This is a genomic window from Streptomyces macrosporus, from assembly GCF_039533145.1.
Lineage (GTDB): Bacteria > Actinomycetota > Actinomycetes > Streptomycetales > Streptomycetaceae > Streptomyces > Streptomyces macrosporus.
In genome coordinates this window covers 61449-83246 of the sequence record NZ_BAAASZ010000018.1, presented here as the reverse complement: position 1 = coordinate 83246, position 21798 = coordinate 61449, and the positions used below count along the sequence as shown (strand labels likewise).

Below are 21798 nucleotides of genomic sequence, written 5' to 3'. Positions count from 1 at the left end.
GGGTGGGACACGGCCGGGGGCGGGCCGGGGGTGACGAAGGGGGACGCTCAGGCAACCGGGGTGTTCAGCACGTACTCGCGCGAGGCGTGGACCTCGCGGCGCAGGGCGGGCAGGTCGACGTCAAGGACGTGGCCGTTCCACTTGCGTACCTCACCGTTGCCGAGGACAGCGCTGATATTGCGGGCGTCGGAGCCCAGCACGACGGTGCCGATGGGGTCGTTGAGCGGCATGTTGTTGAGGTCCTCGGCCTGGACGACCAGCAGGTCGGCCTTCTTGCCCGGGGTGAGCGAGCCGGTGACGGCGGCCAGGCCGTTGGTGCGGGCGCCCTGGAGGGTGGCGAAGTCCAGGACGTCGTGGGTGGTGATGCGGGCGGGCTGCCCGTCGGTGCCGTAGGCGGCGTTGACGGCCCGCATCCGCTGGATGGCGTGCAGGGTACGCATCTGCGTGAACATGTCGCTGACCAAGGCGACTTCGACGTCGATGCTCAGTCCGGGGCGGATGCCGGCGGACAGGGCCTCGTCGACGGCGGGGATCGCGGTCTCCAGACCGATCTGGGCGTCGGAGGTGGGGGCGAGCGCCACGGTGGTGCCGGTCTCCCCCATCGCCTTCCATGCCGCGGGGGTCAGCCCGGTGGCGTGGATGAGGGTGACGTCGGGGTTGAGGATGCCGTCCTCGGCCCAGCGCAGGATCGCCTCGGAGGAGGCCGTACCGAAGACCGCGTCCACGCTCACTCCGATGCCCAAATCCTTCGCGAAGCGGGCGAGTTCGGGACCGTAGGCGAGCGCCGGGCCGGCGATCTCGTCGGTGGCGAGCGTCGCCAGCCGCAGGGTCAGCAGCTGGTCGTCGCTGCTGAAGTACCGCTCCTTGAGGCGGGTCAGGTCACCGGGCCACTGCTTGTCCCAGTCGCCGAAGTGCGGGCCCATGGAGGCGTGCACGCCGCGGATGCCGGTGTCGAGGAGGGCCTCGACGGCGGCGTCGGAGTGTTCGGGGGTGCGGGAGTTGTGGGAGAAGTCGAGCATGGTCGTGATGCCGCTGTCGATCGCGGTGAGGGCGGCCAGCTTGGTGCCGACGTACATGTCCTCGGGCCGGTAGACCGTGGCGTATCCGGCCAGGGTGGTCATGACGTAGGCACCGAGGTCGTCGACGTCCGGCATGATCCGGCGCAGCTGGGCCTCCCAGGCGTGCCGGTGGGTGTCGACGAAGCCGGGGCCGAGGACGGTGCCGGTGGCATCGACGACCACGGCGTCGCCGGCGTCGAGGTCGGGACCGACGGCGGTGATGGTGTCGCCCTCGACAAGCAGGTCGGCGTTGTACAGGACACCGAGGTCGGGGTCCATGGTGACGATGGTCGCGCCGCTGAACAGGATGCTCCGTTCGTCTGCGGGGCGGCGTCGGATCCGTGCGAGGACGGCCGCGCTGGTGGTGTCGTCGGCGTTCATGAAGGATCTGCTCTCCGTACGTCGGGGAGGGAGCGGTGAGCTGCCGGGGGGCGCCGGCGCTGCTCGGTTCTCGGTCTTGGTCGGCCCGGCCACGGCGGCCAGGGCGCCGTCTCCCCGGGTGTCGCGCACCCGGGATCAGGACAGGTGCGGGCGCGGTCCCGGAGCCGGCCGTACGTGGGCCGCACGGGCCGGGTCGCCGGATCCGCCGCACGGCATCCGCGGGCCGACAGGTCGGCTCAGCTTCATGACGTAGCCCGCGTGGTGCAGCTCGTCGCCCTTGAACTCCCCGTAGGCCCAGAAGCCGAGGTCGTCCAGGTAGTCGATGCGGTCGCCGTCGATCCAGAACCGGCCCTGGTAGGCGTGGGGGCGACCGCCCCGTGTCTCGTCGTAACGGCCGTCGGCAGTGAGTTCCTGGTGCAGGAAGTCCTCCCGATCGATCCAGACGCCGACCCGTGGGCTGCCGGTCAGGTCCGGTGCGGCGGGGATGCCCGTCTCTGGAACGGTGGGCCGACCGGGGACGTCGGCACCCGCCCACCGGACGGGCCGACCGGCTGCGACCAGCGCGCGGACCTGCTCCGGGCGGGACATGAGGGTGGCCACCGCGCTCGGCACATCGACGGCCGGCTCGTCGGGCACCACCAGGAAGTCGGCGCTGTTGCCCGGGGCCAGTGTCGCGACGTACTCCGAGCGTCGGCCGCGTCCGCCGACCAGCGCGACGGTGTCCACGACGGCGGGAACGACGGTCATACCCGTGCAGTCGACGACAATGGCGTTGTCGTCCTGTGCCGCGGTGACGATGGCGGGACCGACGCCCACGATCAGGGAACCGACGAACAGGATGTCGGCACCGGTCATGGTCCCGATCAGCGGGTCCATCGTCACGATCCGGGCGTTGGTGAACAGGACCGGACGGCCACCGTCGTTCCAGACGATCTCGTCGAGGGCCTCCGGGTTCCGGTTCACGGCGCCGGTGTCAGTGGTGGTCATGGTGTTCCTCAAGGTGGGTTCGGCTCATCGGTCGGCCCGACGAACGAAGCGAGCGCCCATGCGGGCAGGGGGCAAATGCTCGGCGGTCACCGCGGCGGCATGACCACCAGGTTCGTCGCGCTGCGGAATCGGAACCAGGCCGCCGTGTTCCCGGGTGCGCGGCACCCATGGTCGGCCCCACTGCTCGTGCCGGGCCGCAGGACGGCCCCGGACGGGCTGTCGGTGCGGGGAACGACGGGGCGGAGCAGGCCGGCATCCGGCGGTGGTGTGTCACAGCCACCAGCGGGGGGACGTGGTCACGGCCCCGCGCGTTCCCGGTTCACCGCCTCCGGGAGGTTCGCCTGTCCCGGCACCCTCGCCTCGCCACGCCGTGTTCCGCTCGCCATCGTGGGTGCGCGACCCCCGGGAAGCCCGCTCCTGGGGGACGACGGCCTGGTCGCCTCTCGTCGCGGGCCCGAGAGTGAAGCCATGACCGGCAACGGCACGCCCCGCGACCCACACCCCTACATCGGCATGTGGGTGACCGCGGACGGCTTCATCCGCCAGGAACCACTGCCGAACGGCCGCTACGACGAGGCCCGCGGAAAGCGTCAGAGCGCCTACACCGGCCGATACACCGTCACCGGTGACCACATCGACCACGTCGACGACACCGGCTTCACCGCCACCGGCGACATCCGCGACGGTGTCCTCTTCCACGAGCATCTGGTGCTCTACCGCGAGGGCGACGAACGCATCCGGCAGGGAGGCATCCCGTCGCGCGGCTGACAGGTCACGCGGACTCCCCGCCGGGGCCGTTCGTGCCGGGTGCCGGCGCCCGGAGCGGGCGGCCGACGGCGCAGGGGCGGTATGCCTGCCGGGAACGCTCAAGCGGCGGGCGCGCGTTCGCGGCGCCGGCCGTGGGACGGCAACCGCTTCGGGCCGTGGGACACGGCTCGGTCGTGGCATGGCCAGGGCTCGATGCGACGTGCCCTGTGCCCGCGCCGCCGACCTGCCCACAAATGAGGAGTCCTGCTCCGAACGAACGGGAAGGGTCCGTCGGCCTGCCGGCGGACCCTTCCCCGGGATCGAGCCGCCGCAAGGGCGCCCGTGGGCAGAGGCGGGAGAACACGGAGGCGGAGCCGCGGCGCAGCGACGCCGACTGCCGTCAGGACCCCTCGGCCAGGCCGTCCCCGACCTCCGCGGTCCGCGCACCGCCGAGCCGCGCGGCAAGGGCACGACGCGGCCGCGACCGGCGCGGCGCCGATCACCTTGCCATCGCTCACCCCGCCGACACGGACGTCAGCGGAATCGTCGTGCGTTCGATCGCCGGTCAGGCCCGATCCGTTAGCCGTCCCCGCCACTCCGGGCGGGGGCGGTGTCATCGGTCCGCGCCGGCAGCGGGGCGATGCCCCTCTGTGCTCGCGGGCCCCTTCCGCGGGCGAGTCACGCGGGAAGTCGGGTATCGCTGAGAGCCAGGCGGGACTCTTCCCGCGCCACCTGCGCGGATTCCCCTCGGCCGGCACTGGACCGAAGTTCGGCGAAGGCAGCCGCGGTGGCACTCTCCGGCTCGGCCTGGTAGACGACCAACTGCTGATGCGGGGCACCGCCGACGGTGAAGGCCGAGAACTGGATGTCCAGAGCGCCCACCTGCGGGTGCACCAGGTGCTTCGCCTGCCGGGTCTTGCCCTTGACCTCGTGTCGTGCCCACAGTCCGGCGAATTCGGGACTCCTCGCGCAGAGCGTGTCGACGACCTCGGTGATCCGCGGGGAGGCGGGGTCGTGCCCATAGGCCGCGCGCAGTTCGGCCACGCACGAGTGCGCAGCCTTTGTCCCAGTCCTGGTAGAAGGTACGCCCGACCGGGTCCAGGAAGACCATGCGGGCCAGGTTGTCGAACCGCTGGAACCCGCTGTGCAGGGCCGCGGCGAGCGCGTTGTGCGCCAGGACGTCCAGGGCCGGCCCCAGGATGAAGGCGGGGGTGTCCGGCCAGCTGTCGATCAGCCGCAGGAGCTGGGGACCGATCCTGTCGTGGCCGGCCGGAACACCGCGGCGCTCGTGGGGCGCCCGGGTGAGTCTGCGCAGGTGGTCGTGTGCCTCGTCGTCGAGGTGGAGGGCGGCGGCGATCGCGTCGATCACCTGGGACGACGGACTGGTCTCCCGGCCCTGTTCCAGGCGCATGTAGTAGTCGGAGCTCACGCCCGCGAGCATGGCGACCTCCTCACGACGCAGCCCCGGCACCCCCCTGCGCCCGTGCTCCGGCAGGCCCACGTCCTGCGGTTTGAGGGCTTCGCGCCGTGCTCTGAGGAAATCCCCCAAAGGAGTGCTGTCGCTCATGACCCCAACCTAGTGCCGCACCAGGCAACGTTTGCCCCGGGCGGTCTGCGACGATGGCGCCGTGGACGAGGAGGTCATTCCCATTCTTCGCGTCGAGGACTCTGCGGCGGCGGTCGCCTGGTACGAGCGACTGGGCTTCGCCAAGCAGTGGGAACACCGCTTCGAACCGGGACTTCCCGCGTTCGTCGAGGTCGCCCGGGGCGGGGTGCGGTTGTTCTTGTCGGAGCACAAGGGAGACGCCCGTCCCGACACGCTGGTTTACCTCCGCGTTCGGGACGTCGAGGCCATCGCCTCCGAGTTCGGTGTACAGGCGAGGGACGCTCCGTGGGCGCGCGAGATCGAGCTGCGCGACCCTGACGGCAACCGGCTGCGGATCGGCACGCCGACGGAATGACCCTCGCCGGCAGCGCGTGGCGGGGAAACCGTGCTGGTGGCTGAGCGAGTACGCGTCCACGAGATCGATGATGCCGAGGGGCAGCGCCTGCTGCGGACCGTCCGCAGAGGCACTGGTTCGATGGTGTCCTGGCGGCGGGCCCAGATGGTGCTGCCGTCCGCGCAGGGCATGCCGGTGGCGAAGATCGCCGAGGTGACGTTCACCAGCAACGACCGGGGCCGGGATGTGCTCCACAACTTCAACGCCGACGGCTTCGCCTCGCTGTATCCCAAGTACCAGGGCGGCCGGCCAAAGACCTTCACCCTGCCCGAGCGCCGGAAGATCAAGAAGATCGCCAAGTCCAGGCCGGCCGAGCACGGCCTGCCGTTCTCGACCTGGAGCCTGGCCAAGCCGGCCGGCTTCCCGGTCGCCAAGGGGGTGGTCGACGACATCAGCCACGAGAACCTGCGCATCCTGCTCCGCGAGGAGGGCGTGTCGTTCCGACGCCTGAAGACCTGGAAGACCTCCCGCGCCCCGGACTATGCGGCCAAGAAGGCCCGCGTCGAGCGTCTCCACGCGATCGCCGACGGTGAGGTCATGCCCGAGGAAGGCGAGCCGAAGGTGGTCTTCTGCAGGAATGAGTTCGGGCCGCTCAACCTCCGGCCGCACCCTGGCCGGCAGTGGGCCGAGGTCGGTGGCCGCCTCAAGAATCCCGACCGCGAGCCGAGGCCCCGCCGCCGGGCGACCTACACGCGCCCGCACGGGATCCGCCACCTGTTTGCCGCCTACGACCTGGCCAAGGACCAGCTCTACGGGCACATCAAGAAGACCAAGAACCGCTCGAAACTCCTGGAGTTTTGCCGCTACCTGCGCTCACTGCACCCGACCGACGTGCGGATCGCGATCGTCTGCGACAACTACCCCCCTGCACCTGACCACGAAGCGCTGCCAGCGAGTCGGGAGGTGGGCGGAGGCGAACAACGCGGAGATCCCCCACACCCCGACCAACAGCTCCTGGCTCAACCGGATCGAGGCTCAGTTCACCGCCCTGCGCCACCTCGCTCTCGACGGCACCGACCACGCCGGCCACAAGGCCCGTGGCAGCATGATCCGCCACTACATCATCTGGCGGAACAAGCACGCCGCTGACGAACGCCTCCGGGACATCGTGAACAGGGCAAACATTGCCTGATGCGGCACTGGCCACCAAGGCGGTCGACCGCGGCTGACCGAGATGGACGACAGCCACGGGGCCGACTCAGAAAGGCACCTTGCTGCGCGAGCCCTGCGCTCAGGACGGGCCGCTCGGCGGCAGCAGTCGACGCAGGGCCGCCGCCTCCCGCAGAACCTCCTGGGCCCGGTCGGCACGCCCCATGTCATGGAGTACAAGGCCGATTCGCCCCAATGACGAGGCGAGGCGGGCCCAGTAGGTGTCAGGGTCGGTCTCGGCGAGCCTGCGGTGGATCTCCCCGGCTTCCTCGATGGGGATCAGGGCCGACTCGTAGCGATTCAGCGCGTATAGCACCGAACCCTGCGCGTTCAACGCTTGAGCGAGCGTGGGCAGGTAGAGGTCGTCGCTCCGGGTCAGCCGTCGGTACAGCTCGACGGCCTCCCCGATCCGTTCGACGGCCTCCTCGGGTCGGCCGTTGGAGAAATGGTGTTGAGCCAGGTTGAACAATGCGGCGGCGAGGACAGGGAGGTGGGTGGCGGGGTTCTGCTGCACCAGCCGACGGTGGACGGTGACGGCGGTCTCCAGGACCAGTGCGGCGTCGACGGGGCCTGGCTTCCGATTCGGTGAGAACCGTGCGGTCGCCGGTGGGGCTGTGGGTCGGGGCGGGCGGGGTGGGGACTGCCGGAGGACCTGGTGCCGGATCGCGGTGGCCTCCTGGGCGGCGGCTCGGGCCTCGTCCGACCGGCCGATGTCCCCGAGGACGCCTGCCAGGTCGTCCAAAGCCTCGGCGAGCGCGAGCTGCTCTCCCGCCGAGTTGTGCTCCGCTGCCGTGCGCTGGACGGCCACTGCCTGCCGTAGGTCGTTCTCCGCCTCCGCGAGCCGCCCCAGGCGCCGCATGAGGCTCCCGCGGCCGGCCAGGTTCCGGGCCAGAACCGGGGAGTGGGCCACCGGATCGTGTTTCGCCAGCGCCCAGCCGGCAGCGACCGCCTCCGTCGCGGCTTCGACCGCCTGCTCCCTGCGATCCGACTCGTATCGTCGCAGACTGAGCAGCCGCAATACGTCAGCGAGCCCGGCGAAATGGAGAATGGAGTTGCTCACCTCGCGCCGGTGAATGACGACCGCTTCCTCCGTGGCGCTCAGCGCGTCCTCCGAGCGGCCCTGGGCCGAGAGCTCACTGCCGAGCCTGGCCAGGACGTCCGCCAGGTCCAGTAGGTGAGCGGACGGGTTTCGCTCCACCAGACGGCGCAGCACGGTCGCCGCCTGTTCGAAGGCGCTTGCCGCCTCATCGCGTTTGTCCACGTGGGACAGCGTGATGCCGAAATCGCGCAGCGAACGGGCCAAGTCGGTCAGATGGGTGGCTGGGGCGGACTGGGCGAGCTCCCGGTAGATGGCCATCGCGTCCATGGTCGGTTGCGCTGCTTCCCAGTACCGTCCGAGCAGACGCAGCCGGGCGCCTCGGGCACTCAGCCCCTCTGCCAGCCGGGGCAACGCGGTGTCGGGGTCGGTCCACTGCAGGAGCCGGAGGGTGGCCACGGCTTCCTCGGTCAGATCCAGCGCCGGCTCCGGGCGGCCGAGCGCTTCGGCCAGGTCGCCGGCGATCAGGAAGGATGCGGCAGTGGTGGGCAGATGGGTTGCCGGGTCGGCCTGGATGAGTGCCTTGCCCACTTCGCAGGCTTCCGCGGCGAACCGGAACGCTTCCATGAGCAGGCCGGCGTCGGCCGCTGCTCGGCTGAGACGGTTCAGAGCGGTGGCCTGCTCCGGCATGATCGCGGCATCCGCTTCGGCCATCCGGCGCCGTCCGATGTCCACCGCCTCACCGAGGTTCTTGGCTGCCTCGGCATGCCGTCCGGCGTAGGTCAGGCGCAGGCCCAGTCTGTTCAGCAGCTCCATCCGTCGGAGAGGGTCGGTGACCGCGGCCAGGCGATGCCGGGTGACCCGCTCGCACGTCGCCGCGGCTCCGACGTCCAGATCGGCGTGCCGGTCCTCCCCCGTCCAGCTGCGCACTGTGTCGTCCACCGCCTCCAGCATCGCCAGATCGACGTCCTCGATGCCGGCCAGCTGCATCAGAGCGGAGCTGCCGGCGGCAACGCCCAGATCGGGGTCGCGACGCAACGCCGGGTAGAGGTGCCGGTGACCGACGTGCGGCCACCGGTCGGCAGCGGCGGCGAGAAACGTGACGGCACGTGCGGTCCACGGCGGCGCGGAGCCGTCCGGACGGCGGGCCAGCAGGGCGGTGCAGCCCGCGGCGGCCCAGTCGTCCGTGGAATAGCCCGTGACCGGGCTGCCGGGCAGGGTGAGTGCCAGGAAGTCCTCGGCGAGCCGGTCGGGCAGCAGTGGCTGGAGCACCGCGGCACGTGCCGGGTCGGTGGGCGGGTAGCACACGGCGTGATCGGCGAGGAGAACCTCCGGCGGGATTCCGGGGAGCAGCGCCGACAGCAGCGCCTCGGCAAGCGCACGACTGGTCAGTCCAGTGAGGGAGGCGGTGAACACCATACGTGCCATCACCTCGGCGGGTGTACGGTACGCGAGTCCCTCGTCGGAACCTTCGTATAACGACTGCCAGTTCTCGTGCTCGCGGTCCAGCAGATACGTTGTCAGACCGATCATGCCGGCAGGCGGCCGGCGGCCGTGGACCGCAGCGTCCACCGCGACCAGGGCAGCCATCAGCACAGCAAGGGGCAGTCCGAAGTCCGGATGATCCAGCGAACCCGGCGGCGCGATCGTCTCGGGACGGGTGGCCCTCGGGTAGTTGCGCGCGAAACCGTCCCGGGCGACGCGGAACAACTGCTCCCGGTCCGGGCCGGTGTCGGGCAGGGGCGACAGATACCGGTCAGACGTGTCGACGTTCTCACGGAGCCGGTTGAGCCGACCGCGGACGGCCGGCCAACCGCCCGCCGAGCGCGCCAACAGCAGCACCCGGGCGGGTACCCCCTGCCGCAGTAGCCGATTGTGGAACAGCCAGCTCAGATGGGAGACGGGCCACCGATCGGCGTAGTCGACCAGGAGCAATATCCCTGCACACCCGTCCAGGCGCAGATCCTGGCTGTCCGCTGCCGGCGGATGGGTTTCCGTACCATGAACGGCATCGACCACCTTCCACCCAGCCTTCTGGGAGGCTGCCGCAAGCTGCGCCGCAAGCCGCGTCTTTCCCTGCCCACCTTCCCCGTGAAGCCAGCGCACCGCGAGGCTTCTCCCCGCATCACGCCAGTCCACCAGCGACTGAAGTTCCGCCTCGCGGCCGACGAACTCGACGACCTCGGCTCGAGCGTCGAGCATCCGGCTGGGCTGCGCCCGCAGCCACCCGGCGTCCAGACCGATGACCCGTCGGTGCTCGAACAGCAGATACATCGGGGTGCCGTCACCGAAGACATGGATGTCGGCTCCCATCGCACCGTAGGCGTAGCCGGCCTCGGCCCGTACCTCCTGGAGCCGCTCCGGCACCTGCCCGCCACCGGTCCGGGGCATCACTGCTGTCGGCCGTCCTCACCGGCGGAACCGGGCGCGGCCGGAAGTCGGTGATGATAGTGGATGACGTTTCCACCCTGTACCCCGTACACCGTCCCCTGATCCCGCGCGATATTAGTCTGCACCCACTGCTTGCCGCCTTCGGGAAGCTCCCGCCGGATCGTCTCGACCAAGTTGCGCAGATCAGCCTCCGCGTCGGGGTACTCGCTCAGCAACTGGGCGAAAACCAACTGCCACTGTCCCGACAGAAGCTGCCTGGCCTGGTCGGGGTCGTCCGCCTGCCGGATCAGCAGTGCGTGATGGTCCAACTGTGCCTCCAGGGTGGCATTTTGGTCACCGTTCCAGCGCCGGTACAGCCGCACCGCGCCGTCACGAGCTCCCTGCCAGACATCGGTGGCCATGGCTGCCACCAAGGCCCCCGCACCACTGGCCGCCAACGTCGTCATCGCCTCCGGCAGCATCACTGTCCCCCTCTTGAAGCGCTGTGCCGTCGCAAGTTTCCGGCTATCACACCCAACGAGCAAGGGCACTCTGGGTTGAACACCGCCTCCACCACGGCTATCGACCGACAGAAATCCTGAAGTACCAGGATATCGGGCAACAATCAGGAAATACGCCGATGTCACTGGCGCTTTGCGCGCACGGCTGGGGTCCAGACAAGAGGCGGGCGGCAACAGGCCACCGATGTGACAACCGCCGTGCTTCGACACATCCCACCGCTCCCCTCCCCTGCCTGATGTCGCCTGCCCCCGCCGGTCCCTGCCGGCCCGCCAAATGCCCGTCGTGCTCGTTGCGGGCGCGGCGGGCACCCGGCGCGGGTGTGCGATGAGCAGCAACCTGGAGGCGGTGGGCAGTCATGCCTGGCGGCGGTCCGCGATGACGTCGGCCACGGACGCTGTGGGCAGCGTTCCGGCAAGGGCGACCTCGGTGAGCCGGTCACCGCTCGGGTCGGTGTCAAGTATCGCTTCGCACTACCACCGGCGCAGCACGCCCTCAGCTCTTCCGGGGCGGCGGTCAGCAGCTCGCGGTAGAACTCCAGCCTCTTCACACCACCCAGCGCGGCTGGGATGCCTTCGGCGTTACGCGGTACGCAATCCGGTTGGTGGGGATGGACCGGCTGTGCGCTCATGGGCGTGTCCCTTCTCGGAATCCACCCCGGTTGGCCGGTCGGTGACCAGTGATCCGGTTCGGCGCGAGGTTGACACGTCATCTCATTTGGTGAGTCTGCGGTAACAGATGAGGGTGCAGGCGATGCTCGTGAAAGCGAGGAAGTGCTCGGCTGTGCGTTCACAGCGACGGTGGAGTCGGCGGCAGCCGGCGAGCCAGGCCATGGTCCGTTCGATGGTCCAGCGGTGTCGGCTCAGCCGCTGTGAGGTCTCGACGCCCTTGCGGGCGATGCGGCGCCGGATGCCTCGCTGCGACAGCCACTGCCGCCCCTGCACCTTCTGGCGCTGGTGCAAGAGTTCGGTGAAACCTGTCTGGTCGCCAGAGCCGAGGACGGAATCCACGGGTATGTCATCGGGTTCGTCACCCCGACCGGCACCGGGTACGTACACCTGATCGCCACTCGGGACGACGCTCGCGGCACTGGTCTCGGGCGCTGTCTGTACGCGGCGTTCGCTGACGCCGCACATCGCCACGGCGCGCTGCGATTGAAGGCGATCACGGCACTCGATAACACCGGCTCGATCGCATTCCATCGCCGCCTCGGCTTCGATGCGAAGATCGTCGATGACTACAACGGCCCCGGCCAAGCCATGGTCGTCTTCCATCGCGTTTCACCACTCGATGCGGTGCAGCCCTGAGCGACCAGCCGTCCCATCACCGGCAATCGTTCCCCATGTCGTAAGTGAGGCGTGCTCCGGGAGGGAGCTTCGTCAGGACATGAGGTCTCCGGGAGTTGCCGGCGGCCGGGGAAGACCAGGGCGGCGCGGGTACGCCGGGCGGCGCGATACGCCCCGGTGGGCTGACGGTGCCGAGGATTCTCCATGGCCGTTGAGTGCCGGAGTCGTACGACGAGACGGTGGGGAGCCGGTACCGTGCGACTGCCGCGCGATCGGGTGTGCTCACACCAGGAGCGCAGGGAGCCCCGTCGGGGCAGGGTGACCAAATGGATCCCCTGCCCCGACGGGGCTCGGTCGGCCGGGCGGCGGGTTACCGGCGCCCGGCCGAGGCCGGTGTCGTGTGCGGCGCTCTCCGGCTCAGCCGAAGTTCACGTCGCTGCACCACATGTAGGCCTGGTCGAGGTGCGAGGCCTGCCAGATCACGAACAGGATGTGGTGTCCGGTGTAGCCGGAGGTGTTGACGTTGAACCTGATGTCCTGCGCCGGGGCGAAGCGGCCGGTCTGCGTGATGAAGTCGAGGTTGCCCCAGCCCAGGGTCTGGGTCTTGGGGTTGAAGCCCTGCTTGCTCACGTAGACCCTGAAGTAGTCGGCACCGTGGGACGCCTGGTCGTGCAACTGGACCGTGAAGTTGTTGCTGACGTTGGTCGTCTTCCACGGCCCGGGCTTGTCCAGGCTGGCGTTCCTCGAGAGGTTGTTGCTGCAGAGCGTCCCATCGGGGGTCCGCGCCTGGAACTGGCCACCGAGGCCGTCGCGGAGGGCGCTCATCCAGTTCCACATGGTATCGGGGTTGGCCTGGAACGCCTGATAACACATGGGGTCTTCGGTCTGCATGGCCGGGCTCGTGTGGTTGCTGCCCCACGTCTTCCAGCACTGGTACGCGCGGGAGGCGGGGTTGACGATGGTGCCGTGAGCCTGGGCGGGGGCCGACCAGGTCAGTGCGCCGACAACCACGGCGAACACCATGACGAGCGCCTGGAGAGGCCGGCGGAGGGACGACCGCGAACGCCCGTTTAACGGACTCTGTTTGCGCATGTGGGGGGAGATCCTTCCAATTGCAAGGCTGCTATGGGAGCGCTCCCAATAGTACGTCTTCTGAGTGAAATGTCAATGAAACAAACGGAGTTGATTACAGGGGTGGGCGGCGAGCAGGGAATCCGCCGTGAGCCGGCAGTCAGAACCGTTCCCGGGACCGGAAAGCGAGGATGCGGCCTGGACTGGTGTGCAGGGCGGTGCCAGGGAGGGACGTTCGCAGCATGGCAACGGGACCTGGCTCTGGCGTGAGGGCTGTCCAGTTCCACAACACCCGAGATCCCAGGTCCCGATGGCGCGCTTCCGTACACCCGAGTCGGCCTCGTCGGGCAAGTTGCCTGGTAGGAGCTGTGACTGTATGGCGCATCGAGCGGGGAACGCGGCCGATGGCGCGCGGCGGGAACGTGCGTACTCCTCGGATCCGAACCGACGGCGCTGGAGCATGGATGCCATAGCGAGGGAAGCCGCCGGCAACGCAGATCAGCCTCGGGCGCTCCACCTCACCTGGGCCGCCGCCGCGGCCCCAAAACGCTCGCGAACAGGTGCCGGAACACTTCCCGGCGGGCCATCAGCCAGGCCATGGAGAAGAGGCCTGGCTGATCCGCCCGGGTCCGTTCCACGTTTGCTGACACGGCTGTTCCTGACAGGGCTGCCCCGTGGTGAGCGGGCGGCATGGGCTGCGGCTCGGCCGTCGCCAGTTCCCCACTGATGGTGGTTCCCCCGTCGAGCCCTCCGCCCTCACCCATGTAACGGCCACCAGTTCGACGATCCCTCGGTGGTCCACTGCGAGCACCTCCACGGTCGCCGCCTCGTGCCGGTGCGACACGACAGCCTCCGCGCCAAGGGCCTCTTCGACCACCGCCGATACCGCCCCGCGCACCCGCAGCGGGCACTCCCGCCACGTCCGGAGCGGCCAGGGCCTCGACGAGCTCCTCCCGGTCGATCACCCGACACTCCAACACCGCTTCCGCCTCGGCGAATCCGGCCGCGATTCGTTCCGTCTGAGGGGGAAGCTCCTCCGCCCGCACCCGGGCAGCCGCCTTCCGCTCCCCCGACAACCCCAACCATCGACTGCGTCGGCCAACTTGCCTTCGCTGAGCCGGAATTCAGCTCCGGAGGGACAACGGCTTACCATGACGCCGCGTCAATTCGCGGTCTTACGGATCCGGACCAGCAGGGGAGACTGCCTTTACGACCGGGGCCGCCCGGTCCCCGGCAGCACCACGCCAAGCAGGTCGGTCCACCGTCACTCCACCGAGATGAGGTCTCATGAAGCGAAACCGATCCACCGTCAGCGCGGTCGCCGTGACCCTGTTCACCGCCGGCCTCGCCGTCGGCCCGGCGGCCGCCGCCACCGCCGCCGAGGCGAAGGCCCGCGTCGGAGCCGACTGGGCAACTCAGTCGATCGTCTTCACCGCCGCTGCAGGACAGACCAACGACCTCAACATATTCTCCATGTACACCAGCGACGGGATCCGGCGGATCGGCTTCAGCGACGTGGTCCCGCTCGAACCGGGCGACCACTGTGCGTACTCCAGACCCGAGGACACCACCTCCGTCGTCTGCGAACTGCCCGCCGACAGCCCCCGGCCCGACAGGATCGACGTCTTCCTCGGCGACGGCAACGACACGATCGCCGCCTTCACCCCCGGGATCGGCACCGTCAGCGGCGGCCCCGGCGACGACGAACTGCACGCCCACACCGCACGCACGGTGCTGGGCGACGCGGGGAACGACATGGTCATGGGACCCGCAGCCCTGCACGGCGGCGACGGCATGGACCATCTGATGGGTGACAGCAGCAACCAGCGGATGTGGGGCGGCCGGGGCGACGACATGATCGAGGGCTACGGCGGTGACGACACCGTGCACGCCGGCCCCGGCGACGATCACGCCATGGGCGGGGACGGCCGCGACATCGTCCTCGGCGGCCCCGGCAACGACACACTGGACGGCGAAGGCGGTGACGACCTCGTCTGCGGTGGCACCGGAAAGGACGCCCTCGAAGGCGGACCCGGCCGCAACATCGTCCTTCCGTAATAGGTCATCTCATGGGGCGAGTCGGCGGTGGCAGATGAGGGTGCAGGCGATGCCGGCGAAGGCGAGGAAGTGGCCGGCTGTGCGTTCGCAGCGGCGGTGGAGTCGGCGGCAGCCGGCGAGCCAGGCGAAGGGGCGCTCGTTCTCCAGCGGTGCAGGCCCAGCCGCTCGGAGGAGTCGACGCCCTTGCGGGCGATGCGCGGGGTGATGCCCCTGCTTCGGAGCCATCGTCGCAGGTGGTCGTAGCCGTAGCCCTGGTCGCCGTGCGGCTTGGCGGGCCTGCGGCGACGCCGTCCGCGGCGGGAGCGAATCGGCGGGATGCCCTTCACCAGCGGGACGAGGGCCTGGCCGTCGTGGATGTTGGCTCCGGAGGTTCCCACCGAGAGGGGCGGACCGGACCGGTCGGTGATCAGATGGATCTTCGAGCCGTACGTGCCTCGATCACTTCGATTCGGGCCGGTCAGCTCCCCTTTTTCAGCGCCCGCAGGTGCACCGAGTCGATCGCGCGGCGGGACCGGGCCGGCTCGCCGCGGGCGCCGAGTTCGTCGAGGGTCAGGCGGTGGAGCCTGGCCCACACCCGGGCCCGGGTCCACTCGGTGAACCGCCGGTGGGCCGTGGCCCCGGATGGGCCGAAGGACGCCGAGGGCAGTTGCTGCCAGGTGCAGCCGGAGGTGGCCACGAAGATGATCGCGGCCGGCACTTCCCAGTCGCCGTGCAGGCGACGGCCGCCGCCTTGCGGGCGGGTCGGCGCCTCCGGCACCACCCGCTGGGACAGCTCCCACAGCTCGTCCGGCACCAGTCGCTCCACGATCGTCACCCCCGCAGACCATCGACCACCCCACATGAGATGGCCTGTAAAGCGGGTGTCGCAGGTTCGAATCCTTCCGGGGGCACAGAGAGAAGGGCCAGCTCAGGAGGGGGTTTCTCCCGGGTCGGCCCTTCGGCGTTTCAGGGGCCGTGCCACACGCGTGCTCGTACGCGCTACCAGGTCTGGAGCACCATCCCTCAGGGCGTGTCCGATGGGTCGCGCGACACAGCACCGCCCATCGACGTCCCGGACGAAGCCCTGGTTGGTCCTCGCCCTCGGCCCGACCCATCCGCTGCCGAACGGTACGGTCCACTCCCCCGCACCATTCGGCATCCGACCCGTTACGCAGGAGATGAGACATCCTGTATCCCCTACGGGCCCCGAGGGGGTTTCCCCCTTTGCGACTCGGGGGGTAGCTCCATGTCCCAGCGGAGAGGCCGGCGGGCATGATCCATCCATGACCTCACGGCGAACAAGAATCCGGATTCTGGCCGGTGCGGCGGTTCTCGGCAGCGTGTCCGCCCTGGTGGCTCCGGCCTCGGCGGCGGCCGGCTCCCACGGTGAGCGGGCACAAGGCGGGGCCATCGTCTCCGTCGAACAAGCGGCCGACCTCACAGCAGAGGAAGTGGCCGGGGAGCTCCGGGGAAAAATCGACTCCTCCCAGGTCCGCTACGGCGTGACCGCCTATCGGGTCGTCTACCGCACCACTAACAGCGCGGGCGCCCCCACGACCGCGAGCCAGCTCGTCGTCCTGCCCAAGAACGGAACGCGCCACCTGTCCACCGTCTCCTGGCTGCACGGCACCACCGTCTACCGCAAGGACGTCGCCTCGGAGAATCCGAAGTCGAACGACCGGCTCGTCGCCCTGCTGTTCGCCTCGACCGGGCGGGCCGTTTCGGCGCCCGACTACGTGGGCCTCGGCTCAGGCGAAGGCTTCCACCCCTACGGTGACCCTCGGGCCACCGTCGCGGCCTCGGTGGACGGCCTGCGCGCAGCCCGGACCTTCGCCCACCGGAATGGTCGGGAGCTGAAGCGAAAGGTCCAGGTCAGCGGATTCTCCCAGGGCGGTCCCGCGACCATGCTGGTAGGCCGGGCGCTCCAGCGGAAAGGCGCCGACCGCTACTTCCGGCTGGGGGCTCTCGCCCCGGTCAGCGGTCCCTACCACCTCTCGGCCTTCGAGGCCGCCGCGGCCGACGACAAGATCGCCAAGTCCGGCATCTACCTCGCCTACTTCGTCACCGCCTGGAACAAAATGTACGGCCTTTACACGTCACCCGACGACGTCTTCCGCTCCCCCTACGACAGCAAGGTAGAGGATCTCTTCGACGGCCATCACACCACCGAGCAGATCGTCAGCGAACTACCGGCGGCCTCCAAGGACCTGTTCACCGAGGACTTCCTGAACAGAATCCGCAAGCCCGATGGTGTCCTGAAGGACAGGCTGCGCCCGATGGACAACACGTGCGACTGGCGGCCGAACGTACCGGTGGAGATATTCCACGGCCGGGGAGACAAAGACGTCGACTTCAGTCACGCGACTTACTGCGCCGACCAGTTGACGAGGAACGGTGCTGCACGCCGACTGACCGACGTCGGCGACTACGACCACAACGAATCGGTGCGGCAAGCCCTGCCCCGGATCGTCAGGTTCTTCGACGAGTCGGCGAAGACCGACTGAAGAGCGTCACCGGCAACGGCTGGACGAGCGAAGGGTGCACCTGACCGTGTCGTTCGTCGCCTGTCGGACATGCCCTGGTCCGGAGGCGCCTCATCCCCCACTCGTGCGGATCATGGCACCAAGACGATCAGCGATGGCACGGTCCCGGTCGCTGGTCATGTGCTGATGGATCAGCACGGCCCGAGAGCTGCTGTGCCTCATCCTCGTCAGTAGGAGTTGTCTTCAAATGTCACGCCCACATCAGGAGCGAGGCGAGGGTGACGGCTGCTTGGTAGGACTCGGCGGTCTTGTCGTACCGGGTGGCGATGCCGCGCCACTGCTTCAAGCGGTTGAAGCAGCGTTCGACCACGTTGCGCCGCTTGTAGACCTGCTGGTCGAAGGCCGGCGGGCGCCCGCCGCGGCTGCCCCGCCGGAGCCGGTTGCGGATCCGGTCGACCCGTTCCGGGACGGTGTGGCCGACACCTCTTCGCCTGAGCCAGGCCCGGACGGCCTTGGAGCTGTGGCCCTTGTCCCCGATGACGTGATCGGGCCGGACCCGGGGCCGTCCCGGTCCGAGGCGGGGCACCCGGATCGCGTCCATCACGGCGGTGAACTGGGTGCAGTCGTTGGTGTTCCCGCCGGTGACGGTGAAGGCGAGCGGTCGCCCCACAGAGGCACAGGCGAGGTGGATCTTGCTGGTCAGGCCACCTCGGGAGCGTCCGAGCGCGGGGCTGCGGAGCCCCCTTTTCGGGCCCCGGCGGCGTGCTGGTGGGCGCGGACGACGGTGGAGTCGACCGATACCAGCCGGTCGATGTCCCCGGCCGCGTCCGCCTGCGCCCGGGCGGCCCGGAGCATCCGCTCGAAGGTGCCGTCTTTGGCCCACCGGCGGAAGCGGGTGGGCCGCGTGGCCCACGGGCCGTACCGCTCGGGCACGTCCCGCCAGGCCACCCCGGTGCGGAACTTCCACACGATCCCGTTGAGGACCGTGCGGTCGTCCAGCCGCTTCCGCCCCCGCAGCGACTCGGGCAGCAGCGGCCGGACGAACTCCCACTCCGCGTCCGACAGTTCATGGCGACGTATCACCCGACCATGATCCACCACCCAAAATCATTTGAAGACACTGCCTAGGAGCTCGCCGTGCCTCCTCCACCGGTCAGGCCACCGGATCCCAGGCGCCCGCGAAGAGCGCCACCTCCAGCAGATCCGGGCTCGACCGGGGCCACCCGATCCCGGCCGCGGCCAGTTGCCCGGCCGCGGTCATCCACCGCAGGTACACCCCGTAGCGGTGGGGCGTCCGGCCGCCGTCCCACCGGATCCAGGCCGCCACGGCCACGGCAGATCAGCCACCCGGGACCATCCCCGCGGGTGCGGGGCCGACAAAGCCCGGCCACACCCGATCAAGACCGGGGCGGGAGCCCTCCCCACCGGTCGGCTGTTCACAAGGACCGGTAGATCCCCTCGGGGTCATCGTGGGCCCACGCCGCGAACTCCTCGAAGCCCAGATTGCCGATACTCAGATTCGCGTGGACCTCGTGGACCCCCGCGGGGAGGGTGCGGAACGCGCGGCCGAACTCGATCAGCCGCTCGTGGTCCTCATCGTCCACGCACTCCTCCCGCGTCAACGTGGTGACCGCCAGCAGCGCGCGGGGCTCGGCCCGCATGGTCGTCCGATCGGCCAGAAAGACCACGGCCAGGTCCTCGACGGCGCGGACCGCGGTCAGCACCTCGTCAACGGTCGCCCCCGCCCAGACCGGATCGTCGACAAGGTGGACGTGCGCCTCGTACCGCCGGTCTCCCCAGGGCTCCACCAGCGCCGCCGCCACCTCCCGCCACGCCCGCTCATCGTGGTAATCGGTCCTGACCACCAGGGCATCGAACTCATCACGACCGGCGACGGCGGGCAACACTCTCATGGCTCCTTCTCCCCTGTGACGATCGGTAAGCCGTGCCACGACCGTCTCATGGGCCACTGTCACACCCCGATGCACTCGCGAAATGCCCGCTGTTCGGCGGTCAGGACGCCGCCTTGCGGATACCTCATGGTTTCGGCCTACCACGGCGGCCGTCACCTGTCAGTCTCGCGACATCACGCCGACAAGCTCAGTAACTGCCGCCCAAACCAGCAGACAAACGCTGCTGCTGAAGGCGAACGAAGCCAGGAATCAGTAGCCAATCTCGATGTAGCCGATGTCGATGAACTCCACCACCAGTCCCGGGGTGCGGCGGCCGCCGTCGCGAAAGTAGACCTCTTGGTGCGATATCTCGGCCTCGGGGCAGTGCATCACCTGGGGACGTCCCGCGCCATGGCCGTGAGCCCCGAGGCCGGTCTCGCGCCTGTGCCGGCAGCAGACCGTCCCCGCCCCCACCATGACCAGCACAACGGCGACGGAACGCAGCCGCCGGCGACCACCGACCGCTGACACCGCCCTGACACATCGCAGCAGGAGAGGCTGATCAGGGGCGGGGAGGCGGGCAGGGCGCGACGCGTGGCCGGGGAAGTCGTCACGACCACACGGTCGTGGCCCAGCCCGGGTCGGGTGGAGCGCTCACCCGTTCCGGGAACGCCCCGACTCCCTGGGGCGTGTGATGGCAAGGGGGCCCGGCGCGCACCGTCGGGGCCGCGTGCCGGGGCGCTGTCGGCGGGCCCGGCCTGGCTAGCGGATCACTGGGGTGTGCTGTCCAGCCGGATGAAGGGCCGGGCCGGGATGCTCCAGCCCTGACCGGCCAGGCTCAGGGTGAGCCGGCCGCGCGACCAGGTGCCGCAGACCCCGACCTCTTCCTCCCGCAGGTGGCTGCGGGTGGTGAAGGCGATGGTGGGCCCGCGCTGGTCGTAGCGGGCGGTGTGGACCCCCGAAAGCGGATTGTCGCGGCGCAGCCACCCGGCGATGGCCGCGCCGTCCCTCGGCGAGGGGGCGGGACGCACCAGGGCGTCCAGCACCACCCCGTCCGGGTGGAACCGGAACACCTGCCTGCCGGCGGCGTAGATCCCCACCACCGGTGCGGGCCCGCGACTGGTGCGCCGCCTGTCCATGTGCCGCCCCTCCTGGCCTCTTGCCGGCACTGTCACGAAGGTGGCAGATCGCACCTGAAGGTACCCCCGGTGGCAACGCACGACGACCACGCCGCCCGTGCCCGCCGCACGCTCGGGAACGCCGCAGCGGCAGGGCACCGGCGCCGATGCGATGAGAACGCCGCGGCAGGCCCCTCCATACAGCCTTCGCCTCCCTCTTGATCACCCAACCGGTATACCGGAGACTTCGGTGCACCGTTCATCCGGTCACACCCCTGGGGGGAAATCATGAGACCTGTCTTCGTCGGGCGTTCAGTGCGCCTCGGAGCCTGTGTCACCGCGGCGGTCGGCCTACTCACGGCCGGTCTCGCCGTACCCGCGTTCGCGGACGAGCCGCAGACCGACCAGTTGTGGATCAACGCGCCGTACGAGCGGACGATGCCGCTCGGCACGGACGGCGGGGAATCGCCACCCCGCTCGCTCGACATCGGCCTCTACCACGACAACGACAACTTCACGGTGACCGACGGAAGGGTCACCGTGGACATCTCCGGGCTCGCGGGCGTCGCCGAGGTGGCCTGGCCGCAGAACTGCGCGCCGAGTGGGACGACCGCGGTGTGCGACGTGCCCGAGGTGCCCGTGATCGGGCCCGATTACAGCAGTCAGATCCGCCTCACGGTCCGCGCGGCCGACGGCGCGGCAGCCGGGGCGCAGGGCAGGATCACCTACGAGGCGACGGCCACCGGCGGCCCCGACGGCACGCTCACCGCGCCCCGGGAGAGCTTCGACACCACGCTCACGGTCGGCTCCGGACCCGACCTGGCGATCGCCGACATCCCCCCGGTCGAGCGCGCCGAGCCCGGCGACGACCGGGTGATCCCCTTCGAGCTGACCAACAACGGCAACGAGAGCGCGCACGGCTTCACGGTCACCCTGATGGCCTCCTACGGCCTGCACGAGCTGACCGAGTACGACGCGTGCACGTACACGCGGTCGAGCGGCGACGAGTACGCGCCGATGACGCGCGCCACCTGTTCCTTCGACCACGTGCTGGCGCCGGGCGACTCCTTCGAGCTGCCCAAGCCGCTGACGGTGGAGTTCGCCCGGCACGCGCTGCAGGAGCGGCTCGACATCAGCGTCGAGCCGGGCGGCGGCGCCGAGGACCTCGAACACCGCGACAACCACGTGGCACTGGAGATGGGTGCCGACAGCACTGCGGACTTCTCGGTGACCGGCGACGCGGTTTCCGGTGCGGCGGGCGAGACGGTCACGGCCCGGCTCACGTTCAGGAACAACGGCCCGGGCTGGGTCGGCAATCTCGGGTCCGGCGACCCGGTCGCCGAAGTCCGGCTGATCGTCCCTCAGGGCACCACGGTCACCGGTGTTCCATCCGGCTGTCTCCCGCGCACTCTCTCCGGCGGCTACTACCCGCAGCGGACGGGCGCCCCGCGCTACGACTGCAGGCTGCCGTACTGGGTGCTGGAGAACACCGAGCGCTCGTACGTCTTCTCGCTGCGGATCGACACCGTGGTGCCCGGCACGACCGGTGCCGTGAGCATCCACCCCGGGTTCGGCGAGTTCCCGTTCGACCCGGACACCACGGACAACACGGCGGTCTTGGCCGTCAACTGAACGGATTCCCTGGCGAATTACGGCCATCCCGG

General features: G+C 69.7%; 13 protein-coding genes and 7 pseudogenes. 7 read left to right on the top strand and 13 right to left on the bottom strand.

Annotated features, from left to right (window positions below):
* Window positions 1–47: 47 nt before the first annotated feature.
* Entirely contained in the window at window positions 48–1439 is a 1392-nt protein-coding gene (locus ABD335_RS11850; protein WP_344322210.1) for an amidohydrolase family protein, read from the bottom strand.
* A 135-nt stretch (window positions 1440–1574) separates the two neighbouring features.
* The gene (locus ABD335_RS11845; protein WP_344322209.1) at window positions 1575–2426 is read right to left on the bottom strand and encodes an Atu4866 domain-containing protein; all 852 of its coding nucleotides are present in this window, start codon (window positions 2424–2426) and stop codon (window positions 1575–1577) included.
* Window positions 2427–2894: 468 nt separating this feature from the next.
* On the opposite strand from ABD335_RS11845, the gene ABD335_RS11840 reads away from it, so the two are divergent.
* Complete coding sequence (locus tag ABD335_RS11840) at window positions 2895–3194, top strand: Atu4866 domain-containing protein (RefSeq protein ID WP_344322208.1); 300 nt, start codon at window positions 2895–2897, stop codon at window positions 3192–3194.
* 657 nt (window positions 3195–3851) lie between these two features.
* On the opposite strand, the pseudogene ABD335_RS11835 reads toward ABD335_RS11840, so the two are convergent.
* Window positions 3852–4740, bottom strand: a pseudogene (locus ABD335_RS11835) (helix-turn-helix transcriptional regulator).
* A 61-nt stretch (window positions 4741–4801) separates the two neighbouring features.
* Here ABD335_RS11835 and ABD335_RS11830 point away from each other — a divergent pair.
* Window positions 4802–5134, top strand: a complete 333-nt coding sequence (locus ABD335_RS11830; RefSeq protein ID WP_344322206.1) for a glyoxalase superfamily protein — start codon at window positions 4802–4804, stop codon at window positions 5132–5134.
* A 36-nt stretch (window positions 5135–5170) separates the two neighbouring features.
* Window positions 5171–6305 (top strand): annotated as a pseudogene (locus tag ABD335_RS11825) (IS630 family transposase).
* Between the two features lie 99 nt (window positions 6306–6404).
* Here ABD335_RS11825 and ABD335_RS11820 read toward each other — a convergent pair.
* From ABD335_RS11820 to ABD335_RS11810, 3 genes and pseudogenes are all read right to left on the bottom strand, one after another.
* Window positions 6405–9749, bottom strand: coding sequence for a tetratricopeptide repeat protein (locus ABD335_RS11820; protein ID WP_344322235.1), 3345 nt, complete (start codon window positions 9747–9749; stop codon window positions 6405–6407).
* Window positions 9749–10213, bottom strand: a complete 465-nt coding sequence (locus ABD335_RS11815) for a hypothetical protein (RefSeq protein WP_344322205.1) — start codon at window positions 10211–10213, stop codon at window positions 9749–9751. Before ABD335_RS11815 ends, ABD335_RS11820 begins: the two co-directional genes overlap by 1 nt.
* A gap of 747 nt (window positions 10214–10960) precedes the next feature.
* A pseudogene (locus tag ABD335_RS11810) lies at window positions 10961–11164 on the bottom strand (transposase); the annotation flags it as partial.
* Between the two features lie 12 nt (window positions 11165–11176).
* Here ABD335_RS11810 and ABD335_RS11805 point away from each other — a divergent pair.
* Window positions 11177–11554: pseudogene (locus ABD335_RS11805) on the top strand (GNAT family N-acetyltransferase); the annotation flags it as partial.
* Window positions 11555–11950: 396 nt separating this feature from the next.
* Here the strand turns inward: ABD335_RS11805 and ABD335_RS11800 are convergent.
* The gene (locus ABD335_RS11800) at window positions 11951–12625 is read right to left on the bottom strand and encodes a lytic polysaccharide monooxygenase auxiliary activity family 9 protein (RefSeq protein ID WP_486387924.1); all 675 of its coding nucleotides are present in this window, start codon (window positions 12623–12625) and stop codon (window positions 11951–11953) included.
* Between the two features lie 1266 nt (window positions 12626–13891).
* On the opposite strand from ABD335_RS11800, the gene ABD335_RS11795 reads away from it, so the two are divergent.
* Window positions 13892–14662, top strand: a complete 771-nt coding sequence (locus ABD335_RS11795) for a calcium-binding protein (protein ID WP_344322203.1) — start codon at window positions 13892–13894, stop codon at window positions 14660–14662.
* 9 nt (window positions 14663–14671) lie between these two features.
* Here ABD335_RS11795 and ABD335_RS11790 read toward each other — a convergent pair.
* Window positions 14672–15470 (bottom strand): annotated as a pseudogene (locus ABD335_RS11790) (IS5 family transposase).
* 454 nt (window positions 15471–15924) lie between these two features.
* Here ABD335_RS11790 and ABD335_RS11785 point away from each other — a divergent pair.
* Window positions 15925–17145: a lipase family protein gene (locus tag ABD335_RS11785; RefSeq protein WP_344322202.1), complete on the top strand. Its 1221-nt coding sequence runs from the start codon at window positions 15925–15927 to the stop codon at window positions 17143–17145.
* Between the two features lie 90 nt (window positions 17146–17235).
* Here the strand turns inward: ABD335_RS11785 and ABD335_RS31020 are convergent.
* The 5 genes and pseudogenes from ABD335_RS31020 to ABD335_RS11765 all read right to left on the bottom strand — a co-directional run.
* Window positions 17236–17358: pseudogene (locus ABD335_RS31020) on the bottom strand (site-specific integrase); the annotation flags it as partial.
* Window positions 17359–17374: 16 nt separating this feature from the next.
* Window positions 17375–18204, bottom strand: a pseudogene (locus tag ABD335_RS11780) (IS5 family transposase).
* Window positions 18205–18277: 73 nt separating this feature from the next.
* A complete protein-coding gene (locus ABD335_RS11775) occupies window positions 18278–18451 on the bottom strand; it encodes a hypothetical protein (RefSeq protein WP_344322201.1) in 174 nt (57 codons plus the stop codon).
* A gap of 109 nt (window positions 18452–18560) precedes the next feature.
* Window positions 18561–19037, bottom strand: a complete 477-nt coding sequence (locus ABD335_RS11770; RefSeq protein WP_344322199.1) for a DUF6924 domain-containing protein — start codon at window positions 19035–19037, stop codon at window positions 18561–18563.
* A gap of 749 nt (window positions 19038–19786) precedes the next feature.
* Window positions 19787–20155 carry a hypothetical protein gene (locus ABD335_RS11765; protein WP_344322198.1) on the bottom strand — a complete coding sequence of 123 codons (369 nt, stop codon included), beginning with the start codon at window positions 20153–20155 and terminating at the stop codon, window positions 19787–19789.
* 267 nt (window positions 20156–20422) lie between these two features.
* Between ABD335_RS11765 and ABD335_RS11760 the strand changes: the two genes are divergently transcribed.
* Window positions 20423–21766 carry a COG1361 family protein gene (locus ABD335_RS11760; protein WP_344322197.1) on the top strand — a complete coding sequence of 448 codons (1344 nt, stop codon included), beginning with the start codon at window positions 20423–20425 and terminating at the stop codon, window positions 21764–21766.
* Window positions 21767–21798: the final 32 nt, after the last annotated feature.